We start from the raw sequence: 17,768 nt of genomic DNA, 5'->3' as shown, positions 1-17,768 counted from the left end.
GTTCCTCTCAAAATGTGGTATAATAAATATCCAAAACACATGAAGGAACAAACCATGAAAAAACTGATTACGCTTATGATGACCTTCTTACTCTGTCTGGGAAGCGTAGCCCCTGCTTTTGCAGCAGATAAGAAAAAAGGATATGATGCCGCAGCCAAACATGCCATCGCTGTCGAAGCTAATACTGGCAAAATTTTATATGAAAAAGATGCCACTACCTCTACAGGGATTGGCTCTATTACCAAGCTCCTAACAGCCTATATGGTTTATAAAGCGGTAGATCAGGGAGACCTCAAATGGAACAGCAAAGTTGACATTTCTGACTACCCCTTTGAACTAACTGTCAGTGCCGGAGTATCTAATATTCCACTAGATGCTCGCAAATACACTGTCAAACAACTTCTTGACGCAACTCTTATTTCCAGTGCCAACAGTGCATCTATTGCTCTAGCCGAGGAAATCGGAGGAACCGAAAGTAAGTTTGTCGACATGATGAAAGCCCAACTTAAAGATTGGGGTATCACTGATGCCAAGATTGTCAATGCCTCTGGTCTCAATAATTCTTACTTAGGTGACAATATCTATCCAGGCTCTAAATCAGACGAAGAAAATACCATGAGTGCTAAAGATGTTGCTATCATTGCACAACACGTGGTGAAAGAATATCCTGAAATTCTCGATATCACTAAAAAAACTGAGGCTGATTTTGATGGTGTCAACAAACTCAAAACCTTCAACTATATGCTTAAGGGACAACCTAGTTACCGTAAAGGAGTGGATGGCCTAAAAACAGGGACCACTGATTTAGCCGGTGCTTCCTTCGTGGCCCACTCAAATGAAAGTGGCATGAGCATTATCACTGTCATTTTGAATGCTGATAATACCGATACTGATGACTACGCCCGTTTCACTGCAACCAATGACCTGCTTAACTACGTTGTCTATCATTGGGAAAGCAAGACCATTGCCAAAAAAGGACAAGCTATCGGTAAAAGCCAAGCCAATGTCCTTGATGGGAAATCTAAACAAGTCACTGCCGTCGCTAAGTCTGACTTTAATATCATCCAAAAAATAGATGCCAACAATAGTAAACATATTAAAGTCACTACCAATCAAGTCCAAGCCCCTGTCAACTCAAGTGACAAGGTTGGAACTGCTACCTTTGAAGATAAGTCACTTGTAGGAGAAGGTTACTTGCCTGACCAAGGTATGCCTAGCATGGAACTGGTTGCTGGTAAAGAAGTTAAGAAAAGTTTCTTCCTCAAGGTCTGGTGGAATCACTTTGTCAACTTTGTCAACGAAAAACTCTAGTCATTACAGTCGAGCTTTGCTCGACTTTTTCTTTTACCCCACCTTTACAGATAGATTGACTCTACCTTGACTCCTATTGACACAAAAAAGACAAACTACACCTGTAATCTGTCTTTTTGTTTGATTTTTACACTACTGTAAAGGTTAATTTATCTTTCGAGCAGCCAATTTTAAGAGTTTGTCCACTAACTACTTGGCCACCTAGTAAGAGCTCAGATAACTTGTCCTCCACTTGAGTTTGAATCGTACGACGTAATGGACGAGCACCCATCTCAACATCATAGCCATCTTTAGCTAAATGCTTAAGGGCAGCTGGTTGGAATTTCAAGTCAATCCCTTTTTCAGCCAAAGCTGATACCAACGGTTGCACCATAATCTTGACAATCTCACGAAGTTGCTCTTCCTCTAAACTATGGAAGACAACCTTCTCATCAATACGGTTGATAAACTCTGGACGGTAGGCCTTCTTAAGTTCTTCCATGATACGTGATTGCATAGCTTGGTGATTATGAGAAATGTCTTGGGCACCAAATCCAACAGTCTTATCATCACGAAGAGCAGTCGCTCCCAAGTTCGAAGTCATAATGATAATGGTATTTGAGAAGTCAACTTTACGACCCCGACTGTCCGTCAAGACACCATCATCCAAAACCTGTAAGAGGATGTTGAAAATATCTGGGTGAGCCTTCTCCACCTCGTCAAAGAGGAGAACTGAGTAAGGCTTATTGCGAACTTTCTCTGTTAATTCACCACCCTCATCATATCCAACATAACCTGGAGGAGCACCGTTAAGTCGGCTAGCCGCAAATTTTTCCATGTATTCTGACATATCAAAGCGAAGCAAAGCTGACTCATCATCAAAGAGAACTTCCGCCAAAGCCTTGGCCAATTCTGTCTTACCAACACCAGTAGGTCCAAGGAACATAAAGGAACCAATTGGGCGTTTTCCAGTACGAATACCTGACTGGTTACGACGAATAGCACGACTAATGGCTGAAACTGCTTCATCTTGACCAATAACACGTTTGTGAAGCTCTGCTTCCAGATTCAAGTAACGCTTGCTATCTGCCTGAGTCATCTTCTCAACAGGAATACCTGATAGACGACTAAGGGTTTGCATAATCTGATCTGCATCTACCAAGGCAGGTTTTGGTAATTTTGCTTTTTGGCTAGCTTTATATTGTTTAACAGCAGCCTTCATATCACCAGATAGAAGTGCTTCATCCAAAGGCGTTATCTCACGTTTGGCTTCTTTTTTGATACGACCTTGAACAGTTGCACTCGCTTCATCTAAAAGATCAATGGCAGAGTCAGGTAAGTTTTTACTCGTCAAATAACGGTGGGCCGCCTTGACCGCTGTCTCAACTGCCTCATCAGTAATCGTTACACGATGATAGTCTTCATAAGACGAACGTAGGCCTTTTAGAATATCAATCGCCTCAGCTACACTTGGCTCCTCAATTGTAATTTTAGCAAAACGACGAGAAAGAGCTGCATCTTTTTCAATATGCTTCTGGTACTCAGCTTGAGTTGTTGCTCCAACCATATGAAGGGTTCCACGTGCTAGAGCAGGTTTCAAAATATTCGCCGCATCTAAGGTGCTATCAATACCTGAACCAGAACCGATAATCGTATGCAATTCGTCAATAAAGAGAATGATTTTTCCATCAGCTTCAATCTCATCAATGATCTGATTCATACGTTCTTCGAAATCGCCACGGAAACGTGTTCCTGCAACCACACTCATCATATCAAGCTCTAAGATACGCATATCAGCCAACTCAAAAGGTACTTCGCCTGAAGCAATACGCTGTGCTAAGCCAAGCGCAAGTGCCGTCTTACCAACACCTGCTTCACCCACAAGAACTGGGTTATTCTTCGTTTTACGACTCAAAACCTGAATCATGCGTGAAATTTCTTTCTCACGTCCGATAACAGGATCAAGAGCACCTGACTCGGCTACTGCCGTTAAGTCCTTGGTATAATCTGACAGTTCCCCAGTAGAAGATTGAGGAGGCTGCATCATATTAGCAAAATTTCCTGATGCCTTTGATTTTTTAGGCTTACGAAGGTCATGAATGGCCTTCAAATCTTGCTTACTAAGACCTGCGTAACGCTCCAAAGAACGTCGTAAATCGATAATGCGAGGCTTATCGCTGTCATCCTTATATTGAAAACCAGCAACTTCAAGGAGACGACAAACCATCAAATCCTTATGAAGAAGGAAGGCCATCAATACATGTTCGGACCCTACCTCTACAGCACCAGTCACACTAGCAATTCCCTCTGCCTCTTGCAACATAGCCTCTAAAGCATGTGACTGTGCACGTAAATCGATAATATCTGATTCAGACAAGTCTTTTGGACTTTTCTCCATCGCTAGCACAGCAGCGGTCTCAATCTCTTCCGCACGAATACGGTCCTCAAAATCAGTAAATGTTAGGTAGGCTACAGATCCTGGAACCTCAACCATAGCCAGAAGCACATGCCAAGTCTCCAAGAAAGGACTTCCAAAACGCTCTGCCTCAAGCTGAGCACGATGGAAAATGGCCTGCATTTTTCTTGAATATGTCGTCATCTAATTTCCTTTTCTATCCAATCTAAGTAATAGCGAGCGTAGAATACGCGAACGAATAGCAGCCGCATCTTCGCCTAAAACATCATCACTAGCAGTTGCTAAAATCAAATTTCCCTCACGTTCAGTGATGATTTTTTCATCAAAAAGCAACTGAATCAAGTCTGTAAATACCTGCTCGCTGAGCTGATCTGCCAAGTTCTGAAGCAAATCATTAATCATGTGGTGCTTGTCGGAGAATCTGACCTTGACGATACGAATATAACCGCCACCTCCACGTTTACTCTCAACAATATAACCGCGACTTTCTGTAAAACGAGTCTTAATAACATAGTTAATCTGACTCGGTACAACTTGAAAAGTATCTGCTAAGTTCGAGCGTTGAATCTCAGCAATTCCAGACTGGCCCAGCAATTCTTTAATATATTCTTCTATACTATCTGATGTATTTCTTGCCATCTTAATTCCTCCAGTCTAATTTGACTATAACTGACTATTATTATACCAAAAATGTCAGCTCATGGGAAACTATACCTTCAAAAAGCTTTTTAAAGTTGTCATTAGAGACCATATAAGATACAATAAATAAGACTAAAATATTAGGTAACTTAAGGTGTTTGATTCAAATTTTCTATCCACTTTGACAGGCTGAGACCCACCTAATCCAACAAGTACTTTTTAGCACTTTTGCAGTAGTATTAGTCTTATCACTCTCGATAAAGCTCATGTCATTTTGAGTCTTATCTCTTATTTTATTCCCCTATGAAAGGTTACTCATGAAATACATCATTGCACTCTTAATCTCTATGATTCCTTTGGTTGAGCTCCGTGGAGCCGTTCCTGTTGCTATCGCCTCAGGTATCCCTTGGTGGCAAGCCCTAATTCTTTGTGTCATTGGGAACATGATTCCAGTTCCAATTATCTTCTTCTTCGCCCGCCGTGTTCTCGAATGGGGGGCAGACAAACCTCTGATTGGTGGCTTCTTTACCTGGTGTCTTAAAAAAGGTCACAGTGGTGGCCAAAAACTTGAAAAAGCTGCCGGAGATAAGGGTGTCTTCTGGGCCCTTCTACTTTTTGTGGGAATTCCGCTTCCAGGAACAGGAGCTTGGACTGGTACCCTAGCAGCATCTATCCTAGATTGGGACTTTAAACGTAGTGTTATTGCTGTTATGCTGGGGGTTATCCTTGCAGGTATCATCATGGGAACACTCTCTCTTCTACTTGGTGTAAATACCTTCGCTCATTAATTACTTTTTTCAACGTCTGGGGCATGCTCAGACGTTTTTTAATAGCAACAAAAAAGAAGTTACGATTCATTCACGTAACTTCTTTTCTTTTTATCTAGCAACTAGAATTAGTTGTTAAGAGCTGCTGCCATTGTAGCTGCAACTTCTGATTCAAAGTCGTTAGATGCTTTTTCGATACCTTCACCAACTTCAAAGCGAACGAATTCTACTACTGAAGCATTTACTGATTCAAGGTAAGCTTCAACTGTTTTGCTGTCGTCCATGATGTAAACTTGAGCAAGAAGTGTGTATGCTTGGTCAACTTTAGTGTTGTCAAGCAAGAAGCGGTCCATTTTACCTGGGATGATTTTATCCCAGATTTTTTCTGGTTTACCTTCAGCAGCCAACTCAGCTTTGATATCTTCTTCAGCTTGAGCAAGAACAGCATCAGTCAATTGAGCTTTAGAACCATATTTAAGGTGTGGAAGAGCTGGTTTGTTAACCATTGCACGGCTTTCGTTATCTTGATCGATAGCGTGGTTAAGTTGTGCCAATTCATCTTTAACAAATTGTTCGTCCAATTCAGTGTATGAAAGAACAGTTGGTTTCATCGCTGCGATGTGCATTGAGATTTGTTTTGCAAGAGCATCATCTCCACCTTCGATAACTGAAACAACACCGATACGTCCACCGTTGTGTTGGTAAGCTCCGAAGTGTTGTGCATCAGTTTTCTCAACAACTGCAAAACGACGGAATGAAATCTTTTCACCGATAGTAGCTGTAGCAGTTACGTATGCAGCTTCAAGAGTTTCACCTGAAGGCATAGTCAATGCAAATGCTTCTTCGTTGTTAGCTGGTTTACCTTCAGCAATTACTTTGGCTGTTTCGTTTACCAACTCAACGAATTGAGCGTTCTTCGCAACGAAGTCAGTTTCAGCATTAACTTCAACAACTGCTGCAACGTTACCGTTAACGTAAACACCAGTCAAACCTTCAGCTGCAACACGGTCAGCTTTCTTAGCTGCTTTAGCCATACCTTTTTCGCGAAGCAATTCAATCGCTTTTTCGATATCACCTTCAACTTCAACCAATGCTTTTTTAGCGTCCATGACACCAGCACCAGATTTTTCACGCAATTCTTTAACAAGTTTAGCTGTAATTTCTGCCATTTTGTTTTTCTCCAAATTTATTTTATCAAACTAAGGGGCAGGGCTGAGCCCCGCCCCTTAGGTGTTTGTCGTATCTTTAGTGGGCATTGAGCCCAAACCAATCTTAAAGATTAGTTGTTGTCACCTTCGACAACTTCAACGATTTCTTCGATTGAATCAGCTGCAGCTGCTTCTTGGAAATCTGCAGAAGCATCTTCACCTTGGTTACCTTCGATGATAGCATCAGCCATTTTTGAAGTGATCAATTTAACGGCACGGATAGCGTCATCGTTAGCTGGGATGATTACATCAATCTCATCTGGATCAGCGTTTGTATCAACCATCGCTACAACTGGGATACCAAGTTTTTTAGCTTCTTTAACAGCGATTTGTTCTTTGTGTGGGTCAACGATGTAGATTACATCTGGAATGCGAGGCATATCTTCGATACCACCCAAGAATTTTTCAAGACGTGCACGTTGTTTGTTAAGAAGTGCAACTTCTTTCTTAGGAAGAACTTCGAAAGTTCCATCAGCTTCCATTTGTTTGATTTCTTTCAAACGAGCGATACGTTTTTGGATAGTATCCCAGTTTGTAAGAGTACCACCCAACCAACGGTGGTTGATGTAGTATTGACCAGCACGAGTTGCTTCTTCAGCTACTGCTTCAGCTGCTTGTTTTTTAGTACCAACGAACAAGATTACTGCATCGTTAGCTGCTGCTTCACGAACGAATTCGTAAGCTGTATCAGCCATTTTTACAGTTTGTTGCAAGTCGATAACGTGGATTCCGTTACGTTCTGTGAAGATGTACTTAGCCATCTTAGGATTCCAGCGACGAGTTTGGTGACCGAAGTGAACACCAGCCTCAAGAAGTTGTTTCATTGAAATTACTGCCATGAGTATTTCTCCTTAAAAATTGTTTTTTCCTCTTCTAAGCTTTAGACTTGCAGTCCCACCCTGCGGCAACAAGACCACAATCGGCTTAGAATGAGTATTTGTCACTTTACGCAACTATAGTAGTTTATCAAAAAAAGTGACATTTGACAAGCTCTAAAATCAGTCTGACCATTAGAAAAAATTCACCCGTATTAAAATTGCAATCGTTTTCTTTGAGGTTGATAAGTATTTTGTTTATAATTAGGCTATCAAAAATAGAGGAGGACATTATTTTGTCATTAGTCGGAAAAGAAATTATTGAATTTTCAGCACAAGCTTATCACAACGGGGAATTCATTACTGTTACAGATGAAGATGTTAAGGGAAAATGGGCTGTTTTCTGCTTCTACCCTGCAGATTTTTCATTTGTCTGCCCAACTGAACTCGGTGACCTTCAAGAACAATATGAAGCTCTTAAATCTCTTGGTGTAGAGGTTTACTCTGTCTCTACTGATACTCACTTTGTTCACAAAGCTTGGCATGATGACTCAGATGTTGTTGGAACTATTACTTATCCTATGATTGGAGATCCTTCACACCACATCTCACAAGGCTTTGATGTTCTTGGACAAGATGGTCTCGCACAACGTGGTACATTTATCATTGATCCAGATGGCGTTATCCAAATGATGGAAATTAACGCTGATGGTATTGGACGTGATGCAAGCACTCTTATTGATAAAGTCCGTGCTGCTCAGTATATTCGTCAACATCCAGGTGAAGTTTGTCCAGCCAAGTGGAAAGAAGGAGCTGAAACACTTACTCCTAGCTTAGATCTTGTAGGTAAAATTTAACAACCAGGGGGTATCCATGGTCTTAGATAAAGAAATCAAGACGCAATTAGCACAATATTTAAATTTACTAGAATCTGATATTGTATTACAAACAGACTTAGGGGATGACGATAATTCTCGAAAAGTAAAAGAATTTCTAGACGAGATTGCCGCTATGTCTGACCGTATTAGTCTTGAATCAACACATTTAAAACGTCAACCTAGTTTTGGTATTGCACAAAAAGGGCAAAAAAGTCGTGTTATTTTCTCAGGCTTACCAATGGGCCACGAATTCACATCTTTCATTTTAGCTCTCTTGCAAGTTTCTGGTCGTCCACCTAAAGTTGATGAGGACACTATCGAACGTATCAAGAAGATTGATAAACCCACCGACTTAGAGACTTATGTTTCATTAACTTGTCACAATTGTCCAGACGTTGTTCAAGCCTTTAATATAATGGCTGTTTTGAACCCAAATATCACTCACACCATGATTGAAGGTGGTATGTATCAGGATGAGGTCAAAGCCAAAGGTATCATGTCTGTTCCTACGGTTTACAAAGACCAAGAAGAATTTACATCTGGTCGTGCAACCATTGAACAGCTTGTAGAAAAATTGGACGGACCACTTGATGCTGATGCTTTCGCTGATAAAGGTGTCTATGATGTTTTGGTTATTGGTGGTGGTCCTGCTGGAAACAGTGCGGCCATCTATGCTGCCCGTAAAGGTTTAAAAACTGGTCTTTTAGCAGAAACCTTTGGTGGACAAGTTATCGAGACAGTCGGCATTGAGAACATGATTGGTACGCTATATACAGAAGGTCCTAAGTTAATGGCCCAAGTTGAGGAGCATACGAAATCTTATGATGTTGATATCATCAAAAGTCAATTAGCTACTGGCATCGAAAAGAAAGAACTTATTGAAGTGACACTGGCTAACGGTGCCGTTTTAAAATCCAAAACTGCTATCCTAGCTCTCGGAGCCAAATGGCGTAATATCAACGTTCCTGGCGAGGAAGAATTCCGCAATAAAGGGGTTACTTACTGCCCACACTGTGATGGTCCACTATTTGAAGGAAAGAATGTTGCAGTTATCGGTGGTGGTAACTCAGGTTTGGAAGCGGCTTTAGATTTAGCAGGCATTACTAAACATGTTACAGTGTTAGAGTTCTTACCTGAATTAAAGGCAGATCAAGTCTTACAAGAACGAGCTGCTAAAACTGATAATCTAACCATTATTAAGAACGTTGCAACCAAAGAAATTGTTGGTCAAGATCATGTAACTGGTTTGAATTACGTTGAGCGTGATACAAACGCAGAAAAACATCTTGATCTTGAAGGTGTCTTTGTTCAAATTGGTCTTGTACCAAGTACTGCTTGGCTCAAAGATAGTGGCATTGAACTCAATGAGCGCCAAGAAATTATCGTTGATAAATTTGGTTCAACAAATATCCCTGGTATTTTTGCTGCAGGTGACTGTACAGATAGCGCCTACAAGCAAATCATTATCTCCATGGGGTCTGGTGCTACGGCTGCTATTGGAGCCTTTGATTACTTGATTAGACAATAATCAACACTAACGTGTTAGTAATCTATCTACAACAGTTATAATTAATATGAAGAGGTTGAATGTCTTTCAACCTCTTTATGTTTCTTGTAAATAGGCAGTTTGAATAATCAACCAGTCAATTTGATGAAAGAGACTTGACGAATCTTTTTTTTTTCGATAGAATGGTATCTGTTATGGCGGTATAGCCAAGTGGTAAGGCACGGCTCTGCAAAAGCTTGATCGTCGGTTCAAATCCGTCTACCGCCTTCATAATACGAAGACACCTTAGGGTGTCTTTTTTCATTATTGCATATAAAAATACCCGTAGCTAGAAAACTCGGGTATTCATTATTCTTATTTAATCGCTTCACTCAAAGCTTCCGCTTGATTCTGAAGGCTTTCAAGAACTTCTTCAGTTGCTAGGAATTTCCCATCCACCCAGGCTGTATCATTAACACGTGTCGCTGTAAAATCGCCAACGACTTGGGTACGGATAAATGGTAACAATTCTTTGTAGGCATCAAAAAGTTGATTGTGGCCACCATTAGCAACTGATGACACGGTTACAATCTTATCTTGAAGAGCTGATGGCCCTGAAGGATCTGATAGGTCAAGGGCACGGCTCAACCAGTCAAGCAAATTTTTCACTGGCCCAGGAATTGAGAAATTATAAACCGGTGAAAAAATCCAAATTGCGTCTGCTGCCAAAATCTGTTCTCGAACTTCTGCCAAAACTGGAAGAACTGGACTTTCTAAATCCTGATTAAAAACAGGTACTTGACTATAGTCAAGATAAGAAACATTAGCTTTACCAGCTAGCATTTTCTCAGCTTCTTCTGCTAATTGGTGGTTAAATGATTCCTTGCGAAGAGATCCAACGATAAATAGAATGTTTTTCATGATACGTTTCCTTTGTATTTCTAATAATTGATATTTACTACTACATAGTAATATATAGGATTCCATTAGAAATATAAAGAAATATGCTCAGACATTCTTAAATTTTTTCAGGAGCTCTACCAACTGTGTCTGCTCTTCAGGTGTCAGAACGGAAAAAGTCTCCTCAATAGCTCGCTGATGTGGCGGGATTGCTGCTTGAATAATACGACGGCCCTCATCCGTCAAATCAACCTCGAAAGCACGCTTATCTGTTTGGCAGGCTTCTCGCGTCAGCCAACCCTTTTTCTCCATATTTTTAATGACGACAGTCATATTCCCGGAGGTGGCAAGCATGCGGTCAATTAATTCGCCAATCTTCATACGTCCTTTGGCATTAAGCACGTCCATGACTCCAAATTGAGTTGGTGTCAAATTAAATTCTTTAAAGGTCTCAGAAACCTTGGCATCGATGGTACGAAAAGCCTTACGCATAACTACCATACTTTTTACAGCCATGTTTTTATCTAAGTCACTCATTTCTAGTCCTTTCCAAATAGATGCTGTTTTTATTACTCTACCACAGTTTTTCTAAAAGTGGTATATGAAAATGAAAAAATAAGAAAAAAGAGTCCTTAGATATCTAACCAATACCTCAGAACTCTTTCATTTCTAACTATTACGATTCCAAAAAAGGGCTAATAAGATAACAGCACCTAGTACCGAAGGAACTATAGCAGTATCTGCTAGCATCGGTCCCCAATTTCCAAAAAGAAGCTGACCAACAAAAGCACCTAGCCATCCAACAAAGGTCTTACCAATACAGCCCATACGTTCACCCCTATTTGATATAGCAGAGGCAATAAGGCCAATTAGAAAACCAACTATCATACTTCCAATCATGATAAATTCTCCATCATACTTAGATTACCCAATCCCCATTTCGGAAGATCGGTACACGACTACCATCTTGGCGGATACCATCAATATCCATTTGATTTGAACCAATCATAAAGTCTACGTGCACATCTGAACGATTAAGACCAGCTTCCTTAAGTTCCTCTTCTGTCATGTCTGCCCCTCCCTCAACACTGGTAGCATAGGCTGCTCCAATAGCTAGGTGGTTGGATGCATTCTCATCAAAAAGAGTGTTAAAGAAAGTGATGCCTGACTGTGAAATCGGACTTGGATCTGGAACCAAAGCACATTCACCTAGAGCACGCGCTCCATTATTGTTGAAGACGAGATTCTTCATCACTTCATCACCTTGATCCGCTGTGATATCTACAATTTCACCATCTTTGAAGGTTACCTTGATTCCCTCAATAATATTACCATTGTAGCTTAGAGGCTTTGTGCTTGAGACATAACCATCTGCACGACGAAAATCTGGTGCCGTAAAGACCTCTTCTGTTGGCATATTAGGAAGGAAGCCTTCACCTTGCGCATTGATGGCACCTGCAGACTCCCAAACGTGGTTTTTAGGCAATCCTAGAGTCAAATCTGTTCCAGGTGCTTGGTAGTGTAAGGCTGAGAATTGTGCCTCTTTGAGTAGGCGTGCTTTAGCATCCAAACGGTCAGCATGTTCCTTCCAAGCACGTACAGGATTCTCTTCATAAACACGACAGGTCTTGAAAATTTGGTCCCAAAGTAAATCTACAGCTTCCTCATCACTCGAAGCATCAGGAAAGACCTTCTTAGCCCATTCCTTACCAGCTGCAGCAGCTACAGTCCAACTAACCTTATTAGACTGAGTTGCCACCTGCATAGGTTTAAAGGCCACCCCAGTAGCTTTAGCATGAGCAGATAAACGTTCAGGAGCTACACCATTAAGGGCACCTGGATCTGATGAACGAACACCTAAGCGACTTGCCTTCTTGGCTAACAAATATTCCATTTCAGCTTTTTTATAGGCGGGAACCTCTTCGATGCGGTCCATATCAGCATGCAGGAAGCGCTCGCGATTAATAATATCATCTGACCATTGAACGATTACCTCAGCTGCTCCTAAAGCATAGGCTTCTTTAACTAAGAGGTGTGCTAGCTCTGCTTGTTCTACATCAATGCTCAAGGCCACTGTATGACCAGGTTGCACATTAATCCCATTAGCAACCAGTAATTTAGCATATTTCTCAAGATTTTCTTTAAAATTTGGTAAAACCATGATTAACTCCTTGAAACTATAATTTTCTATCAGTATACCATAAGACGAAGAAAAAGGTTTCCTCTCAGCTTTGGCTTTTTAGCATCACATGCAGACCCCTAAACAAAAAGAGAACGGAGACTGACTCCATTCTCTCAAAGTTGAGGACGATTCTCTTTAGCCATTAAAAGAAATCGTCAAAAAGACTTAATTGATTATCTTCTGGCATATTTCCTAGGATGCCCATTTCATCCAATTTTTCAACCAAGGTTGATGATAGGCCTCCTCGTTTACGCAATTCTGTCTTGGAAAGGAATTCACCTTCTTCACGCGCAGCAACCACTTGCTTAGCAACGTTCTCACCCAAACCTTCAAGTGCAATAAACGGTGGAATCAAAGTATCTCCTTCAATCAGAAATTCAGTTGCCTGACTCTTATAAAGATCTAACTGACCAAAGGTAAAGCCACGTTCTAACATTTCATTGACAATTTCAAGCGTCGTAAATAAGTCATTTTCAACATTAGTCGCTTCATTTCGTTGGCGCTTCTCCTTAATATCTTCCATTCGAGCTTTAACAGCATCAAGACCTGCAGACATCGTCTTAAGCTCAAATGCTTTAGCTCGAATCGAGAAGTAGGCACAATAGTAATAAATAGGATGGTGCACTTTGAAATAAGCTACACGTAGGGCCATCATAACGTAGGCTGCCGCATGGGCTTTAGGGAACATGTACTTGATTTTACCACAAGATTCAATGTACCAGTCTGGAACATTATTTTCACGCATAGCTTGAATATAGCCATTACGCTCTTCTTCGGAAATCTTCAACCACATCCCCTTACGCACACGTTCCATAATAGTGAAGGCCATCTTAGGATCTAACCCCGCATGCATTAGGTATACCATGATATCATCACGACAACCGATAACTGTTTTCAGAGTGGCGATACCTTCCTTAATCAAATCTTGTGCATTACCTAGCCAAACGTCTGTTCCATGAGACAAACCAGATAACTGTAAGAGTTCCGCAAAGGTCGTCGGATGCGTCTCGTCGACCATACCACGAACAAAGTTAGTCCCAAACTCAGGGATTCCCAACATTCCCGTTGGTGTCCCAATCTGTTCAGGTGTTACCCCTAAAATATCAGTCCCTGAAAAAAGTTTCATTACATCTGGATCATCTGCTCGAATATCTTTTGGATCAATTCCTGATAAATCCTGCAACTTACGAATCATAGTCGGATCATCATGTCCCAGAATATCAAGCTTCAACACGTTCTCATCAATATCGTGGAAGTTAAAGTGAGTCGTCTGCCAGGCAGCCGTTACATCATCTGCCGGGTATTGAACAGGTGTGAAATCATAGACATCCATATAATTTGGAATAACAACAATACCACCCGGGTGCTGACCTGTGTTTCGCTTAACACCCGCAGCCCCCATGGCTAAACGATCGACCTCGGCATCACGGTAAAACTTATTGTAATCACGTTCGTAACCTTTAACAAAACCATAAGCCGTCCGATCTGCAACAGTTCCTACTGTTCCGGCACGAAAAGCATATTGCTCTCCAAAAATATCACGAACGTCCAAGTGGGCTGATGGTTGATCATCACCGGAGAAGTTCAAATCGATATCAGGAACCTTATCCCCATCAAAACCTAGGAAGGTCTCGAAAGGAATATCCTGACCATCTTTTTTATATTCCGTTCCACATTCTGAACATTCCTTATCAGGCAAATCGAAGCCAGATCCATAAGATCCATCTGTAATGAACTCTGAGTGTTGACAATTAGGACAGAGATAATGTGGCGGCATCGGATTGACCTCAGTAATTCCAATCATCGTCGCAACAAAACTAGAACCGACAGATCCACGCGAACCAACTAGGTAGCCACGTTCATTTGAACGGTTAACTAGCATCTGCGAAGCCAGGTAGATTACGGCAAATCCATTACCAAGAATTGAAGACAACTCTTTCTCAATTCGCAGGTCAATAATATCAGGCAAAGGATTACCATAGAGCTCAAACGCTCTAGCATATGTCATCTCCGCAACCTGTTCTTCCGCACGATCAATAAAAGGTGTGTACAAGTCTTTTTTAACAACCTCAACCTCTTCAATTTGATCTGCCATAGCTTGCGTATTAGTTACAACAATTTCATAGGCTAAGTCTTTTCCTAAAAAGGCAAAGTCGTCTAGCATCTCGTTAGTTGTCCTAAAATGAGCTTCAGGTAAAGGAGCAGGTTTCGCATTTTCTCCCTTACCAATTGGCCTATTAATCATGGCTCCTTGTCCCAAAGCACGAACAATGATTTCACGATAAATGGCATCCTCAGGGTTGATATAGTGTACATTTCCTGTAGCCAGCACAGGCTTGTCCAGACGATTAGCGACTTCAATCAAATCTCTAATCAGTTGTTCTATAGCCGCCTCATCCTTGATTAAATCCTTTGCAATCAAGGGCGCATAAATTGCCGGTGGCATAACTTCAATAAAGTCATAATATTTGGCAACTTCAACCGCCTTGTCAATACCGTGAGACAGAAGCGTATCAAAAACCTCACCATCAGCACAAGCAGAACCTACAATGATTCCTTCACGATACTCATCTAAGACCGTACGAGGAATACGTGCTACTCCCTCAAAGTATGAGACATTTGATAAACTTACCAACTTAAAGATATTCTTCAAGCCAGTTTGATTCTGAACATATAGCGTTGCATGTTTGACACGAGACTTTTTATACGAATCTTCAGAAACCAAATCCGTGTTCAACTGTTCTAGATTAGTCAAACCGTGCTTATCAAACACATCTTTTATGAAGATAAACAACAAACGACCCGTAGCTTCCGCATCATAATTGGCCATATGGTGATGATCCAAAGCCACACCAAACCGCTTTGTCAAAGGCCCCAAACCATGACGCTTATACTCAGGATAAAGATTTCGTGCAAATTCTAAAGTATCAATAACCGGTTGTGAAATTGTTGGTAACTGATGTCTTTCATAATTGGCATTCATAAAACCAACGTCAAAGGTCGCATTATGGGCTACTAGCACAGTTCCTTGACAGAATTCTTGAAACTCCTGTAAAACTTGCACTAAAGGTTTAGCACCTTTAACATGATTATCAGTAATACCGGTCAACTCAGTAGTAAATGCAGAAAGAGGATGTCCTGGATCTATGAATTCATCAAATTGCTCAATAATATTACCTTTATGCATTTTTGATGCCGCAATCTGAATCAAATCATTATGAACAGCAGACAAGCCCGTTGTCTCAACGTCAAATACAACATAAGTTGCTTCTTTTAATTCCAAATTCTGGGAATTATAAACAATAGGAACTTTATCCTCAACAAGATTGGCTTCAAGACCAAAAATAGCCTTAATCCCAGCTTTCTTAGCCCTATGATAGCCATGAGGAAAACTCTGAACATTAGCATGATCTGTTATAGCAACTGCTGGGTGCCCCCAAGAAGCAGCAGTATCAATAAGATCTTCAACAGTTGGCATTGCATCCATAGTCGACATGTTGGTATGCGCATGAAATTCCACACGCTTTTGTCCCTCAGGCATCAAATCCTTACGAGGAGTATGTGAAATTTCTTTAATGTCTTGCACATTCATAGTCAGACTATGAGTGAAAGGATTATTCTCGATACGGCCACGAACCCTAACCCAGTTCCCCTTTTTTATCATATCGAACTTAGCGAGCTCATCACTATCTTTGACCCATCGTTGCATAGCAAAACTAGAGGTATAATCAGTTACCTTAAAATTAATAATAATTCGACCAGTCTTAGTTTCACGTTGCTCTACATCAAAAATATATCCTTCAAAAACAACACGATTCTCTTCAGAATTAATATCAACCATTGGCGTTATTTCAGCCTTATCAAAACTAGCTTGACGTTGACTTTGTTTCTCAGCAAAATTTTGTGATGGTTCGGTCACAGATTTCGGTGCTGGGGCACTTTCAAGAATAGATTGAAGTGCTTGTCTAGCCTGAGACTCAGCTTGTTCTTGTAAAGAAACCTTATTTGTTTGGTAAGCCTCTTCTAAAGAAGATGAAGCTTCCTTATCTTCGACAACAGAAATGGATACATCAGATAAACCAACTTGAGAAAGTGATTTAGATATCAAAGAAATAAATCTATCCTGTACATTTTCCTTTATAATATGCTCTGGAGCTTTAACAAAAATACTATTATTCGAAATCTCAACCTTTAGATTTGAGAATAAAGAATAAGTAGAAAAGTGTGACACTTTTAAACTATCTAAAGCATATGAAAAATAATCTCCAAGTAAAGAATCATCGCAAGCAGTAGAAACTAAACGAATCTCAAAAGAAGCTTTAGCACCTAAAGAATTAAAAGAAGAGTGAAGTAAACTATCAAAAAGAGCAAAAGACTCATAAGACAGAACACTAGGAAAAGAAAAAACAAAGAACCATTGGCGATTTGATTTAAATAGCTTTACTGTTTCGATAGAACCATCATTAATTTCTTTAAACGCATCGTGATCCTCAGGAAAACGAATTTGTTTTAAGAGAAGCTGAAATTTATCAGACATAAAAAATAAACTCCTATAGAAAAAAAACACTCCTTAAGGAGTGTAACTTATACCGGCGGCCGGGGTCGAACCGGCACGTCCTTGCGGACACTGGATTTTGAGTCCAGCGCGTCTGCCAATTCCGCCACGCCGGCAAAGTATAACTGGGGTAGCTGGATTCGAACCAACGCATGAGGGAGTCAAAGTCCCTTGCCTTACCGCTTGGCTATACCCCAAAAATATAGGCGAATGAGGGGAATCGAACCCCCGAATGTCAGAGCCACAATCTGATGTGTTAACCACTTCACCACATTCGCCACTTTACTAACACGGGCAGTAGGAATTGAACCCACACTGAAGGTTTTGGAGACCTTAGTTCTACCTTTAAACTATGCCCGTAACTATGGAAGGGGAGGGATTCGAACCCCCGAACCCGAAGGAGCGGATTTACAGTCCGCCGCGTTTAGCCTCTTCGCTACCCTTCCAAAATATAAATAAATGGCGCGAGACGGAATCGAACCGCCGACACATGGAGCTTCAATCCATTGCTCTACCAACTGAGCTACCGAGCCATATTGCGGGAGCAGGATTTGAACCTACGACCTTCGGGTTATGAGCCCGACGAGCTACCTAGCTGCTCCATCCCGCGTTAATTATAAGGAGGATGTGGG

At 40.9% G+C, this 17,768-nt stretch carries 13 protein-coding genes and 9 tRNA genes (1 of these 22 cut by a window edge); 5 read left to right on the top strand and 17 right to left on the bottom strand.

Annotation, left to right across the window (positions count from 1 at the left end; genetic code table 11):
- Positions 1-54 precede the first annotated feature (54 nt).
- Positions 55-1,311: a D-alanyl-D-alanine carboxypeptidase PBP3 gene (pbp3, locus tag A6J31_RS09930; RefSeq protein WP_080611083.1), complete on the top strand. Its 1,257-nt coding sequence runs from the start codon at positions 55-57 to the stop codon at positions 1,309-1,311.
- Between the two features lie 127 nt (positions 1,312-1,438).
- Here pbp3 and A6J31_RS09925 read toward each other — a convergent pair whose 3' ends face one another.
- A complete protein-coding gene (locus tag A6J31_RS09925) occupies positions 1,439-3,889 on the bottom strand; it encodes an ATP-dependent Clp protease ATP-binding subunit (protein WP_080611081.1) in 2,451 nt (816 codons plus the stop codon).
- On the bottom strand, positions 3,890-4,345 hold the full coding sequence (locus tag A6J31_RS09920) for a CtsR family transcriptional regulator (RefSeq protein ID WP_014633783.1): 456 nt from the start codon (positions 4,343-4,345) through the stop codon (positions 3,890-3,892). It lies immediately after the preceding gene.
- A gap of 317 nt (positions 4,346-4,662) precedes the next feature.
- Here A6J31_RS09920 and A6J31_RS09915 point away from each other — a divergent pair, with 317 nt between their 5' ends.
- The gene (locus A6J31_RS09915) at positions 4,663-5,133 is read left to right on the top strand and encodes a COG2426 family protein (protein WP_004182164.1); all 471 of its coding nucleotides are present in this window, start codon (positions 4,663-4,665) and stop codon (positions 5,131-5,133) included.
- Between the two features lie 107 nt (positions 5,134-5,240).
- Here the strand turns inward: A6J31_RS09915 and tsf are convergent, their stop codons facing one another.
- Together tsf and rpsB are read right to left on the bottom strand one after the other, a co-directional pair.
- Positions 5,241-6,281 (bottom strand): translation elongation factor Ts, encoded by a 1,041-nt coding sequence (gene tsf / locus A6J31_RS09910; RefSeq protein WP_080611079.1) that lies wholly within the window; start codon positions 6,279-6,281, stop codon positions 5,241-5,243.
- A 110-nt stretch (positions 6,282-6,391) separates the two neighbouring features.
- Positions 6,392-7,159 carry a 30S ribosomal protein S2 gene (rpsB, locus tag A6J31_RS09905; protein WP_002886342.1) on the bottom strand — a complete coding sequence of 256 codons (768 nt, stop codon included), beginning with the start codon at positions 7,157-7,159 and terminating at the stop codon, positions 6,392-6,394.
- 272 nt (positions 7,160-7,431) lie between these two features.
- On the opposite strand from rpsB, the gene ahpC reads away from it, so the two are divergent.
- From ahpC to A6J31_RS09890, 3 genes are all read left to right on the top strand, one after another.
- Positions 7,432-7,992 (top strand): alkyl hydroperoxide reductase subunit C, encoded by a 561-nt coding sequence (gene ahpC, locus A6J31_RS09900; protein ID WP_004182174.1) that lies wholly within the window; start codon positions 7,432-7,434, stop codon positions 7,990-7,992.
- A 16-nt stretch (positions 7,993-8,008) separates the two neighbouring features.
- On the top strand, positions 8,009-9,541 hold the full coding sequence (gene ahpF, locus A6J31_RS09895) for an alkyl hydroperoxide reductase subunit F (protein ID WP_080611078.1): 1,533 nt from the start codon (positions 8,009-8,011) through the stop codon (positions 9,539-9,541).
- Between the two features lie 175 nt (positions 9,542-9,716).
- Positions 9,717-9,787 (top strand) — tRNA-Cys (locus A6J31_RS09890).
- An 87-nt stretch (positions 9,788-9,874) separates the two neighbouring features.
- Here A6J31_RS09890 and A6J31_RS09885 read toward each other — a convergent pair.
- From A6J31_RS09885 to A6J31_RS09825, 13 genes are all read right to left on the bottom strand, one after another.
- Positions 9,875-10,420, bottom strand: coding sequence for an NAD(P)H-dependent oxidoreductase (locus A6J31_RS09885; RefSeq protein WP_080611076.1), 546 nt, complete (start codon positions 10,418-10,420; stop codon positions 9,875-9,877).
- A gap of 87 nt (positions 10,421-10,507) precedes the next feature.
- Entirely contained in the window at positions 10,508-10,936 is a 429-nt protein-coding gene (locus A6J31_RS09880) for a MarR family winged helix-turn-helix transcriptional regulator (RefSeq protein ID WP_045771742.1), read from the bottom strand.
- A 132-nt stretch (positions 10,937-11,068) separates the two neighbouring features.
- Positions 11,069-11,299 carry a GlsB/YeaQ/YmgE family stress response membrane protein gene (locus A6J31_RS09875; protein WP_002889604.1) on the bottom strand — a complete coding sequence of 77 codons (231 nt, stop codon included), beginning with the start codon at positions 11,297-11,299 and terminating at the stop codon, positions 11,069-11,071.
- 19 nt (positions 11,300-11,318) lie between these two features.
- Positions 11,319-12,560: an aminopeptidase gene (locus A6J31_RS09870; RefSeq protein ID WP_080611074.1), complete on the bottom strand. Its 1,242-nt coding sequence runs from the start codon at positions 12,558-12,560 to the stop codon at positions 11,319-11,321.
- Between the two features lie 163 nt (positions 12,561-12,723).
- Positions 12,724-17,118: a PolC-type DNA polymerase III gene (locus A6J31_RS09865; protein ID WP_080611072.1), complete on the bottom strand. Its 4,395-nt coding sequence runs from the start codon at positions 17,116-17,118 to the stop codon at positions 12,724-12,726.
- 50 nt (positions 17,119-17,168) lie between these two features.
- Positions 17,169-17,252 (bottom strand) — tRNA-Leu (locus tag A6J31_RS09860).
- Positions 17,253-17,261: 9 nt separating this feature from the next.
- Positions 17,262-17,333 (bottom strand) — tRNA-Gln (locus A6J31_RS09855).
- 8 nt (positions 17,334-17,341) lie between these two features.
- Positions 17,342-17,414, bottom strand: a tRNA-His gene (locus tag A6J31_RS09850).
- Between the two features lie 11 nt (positions 17,415-17,425).
- Positions 17,426-17,496: transfer RNA gene (locus A6J31_RS09845), tRNA-Trp, on the bottom strand.
- Positions 17,497-17,501: 5 nt separating this feature from the next.
- A tRNA-Tyr gene (locus A6J31_RS09840) sits at positions 17,502-17,582 on the bottom strand.
- 14 nt (positions 17,583-17,596) lie between these two features.
- A tRNA-Phe gene (locus A6J31_RS09835) sits at positions 17,597-17,669 on the bottom strand.
- Positions 17,670-17,672: 3 nt separating this feature from the next.
- Positions 17,673-17,746, bottom strand: a tRNA-Met gene (locus A6J31_RS09830).
- Between the two features lie 9 nt (positions 17,747-17,755).
- Positions 17,756-17,768 (bottom strand) — tRNA-Ser (locus tag A6J31_RS09825) (it continues 77 nt past the right edge of the window).

Source organism: Streptococcus sp. FDAARGOS_192 (assembly GCF_002073815.2).
In the GTDB taxonomy this organism is placed as follows: Bacteria; Bacillota; Bacilli; order Lactobacillales; family Streptococcaceae; genus Streptococcus; species Streptococcus salivarius_H.
This window is presented reverse-complemented; position numbering and strand designations above follow the sequence as displayed.

Bases quoted from the DNA above. Each gene is read 5' to 3' on its own strand.
- pbp3 (WP_080611083.1), top strand. From the start codon at position 55: ATGAAAAAACTGATTACGCTTATGATGACCTTCTTACTCTGTCTGGGA.
- A6J31_RS09925 (WP_080611081.1), bottom strand. From the start codon at position 3,889: ATGACGACATATTCAAGAAAAATGCAGGCCATTTTCCATCGTGCTCAG.
- A6J31_RS09920 (WP_014633783.1), bottom strand. From the start codon at position 4,345: ATGGCAAGAAATACATCAGATAGTATAGAAGAATATATTAAAGAATTG.
- A6J31_RS09915 (WP_004182164.1), top strand. From the start codon at position 4,663: ATGAAATACATCATTGCACTCTTAATCTCTATGATTCCTTTGGTTGAG.
- tsf (WP_080611079.1), bottom strand. From the start codon at position 6,281: ATGGCAGAAATTACAGCTAAACTTGTTAAAGAATTGCGTGAAAAATCT.
- rpsB (WP_002886342.1), bottom strand. From the start codon at position 7,159: ATGGCAGTAATTTCAATGAAACAACTTCTTGAGGCTGGTGTTCACTTC.
- ahpF (WP_080611078.1), top strand. From the start codon at position 8,009: ATGGTCTTAGATAAAGAAATCAAGACGCAATTAGCACAATATTTAAAT.
- A6J31_RS09885 (WP_080611076.1), bottom strand. From the start codon at position 10,420: ATGAAAAACATTCTATTTATCGTTGGATCTCTTCGCAAGGAATCATTT.
- A6J31_RS09880 (WP_045771742.1), bottom strand. From the start codon at position 10,936: ATGAGTGACTTAGATAAAAACATGGCTGTAAAAAGTATGGTAGTTATG.
- A6J31_RS09875 (WP_002889604.1), bottom strand. From the start codon at position 11,299: ATGATTGGAAGTATGATAGTTGGTTTTCTAATTGGCCTTATTGCCTCT.
- A6J31_RS09870 (WP_080611074.1), bottom strand. From the start codon at position 12,560: ATGGTTTTACCAAATTTTAAAGAAAATCTTGAGAAATATGCTAAATTA.
- A6J31_RS09865 (WP_080611072.1), bottom strand. From the start codon at position 17,118: ATGTCTGATAAATTTCAGCTTCTCTTAAAACAAATTCGTTTTCCTGAG.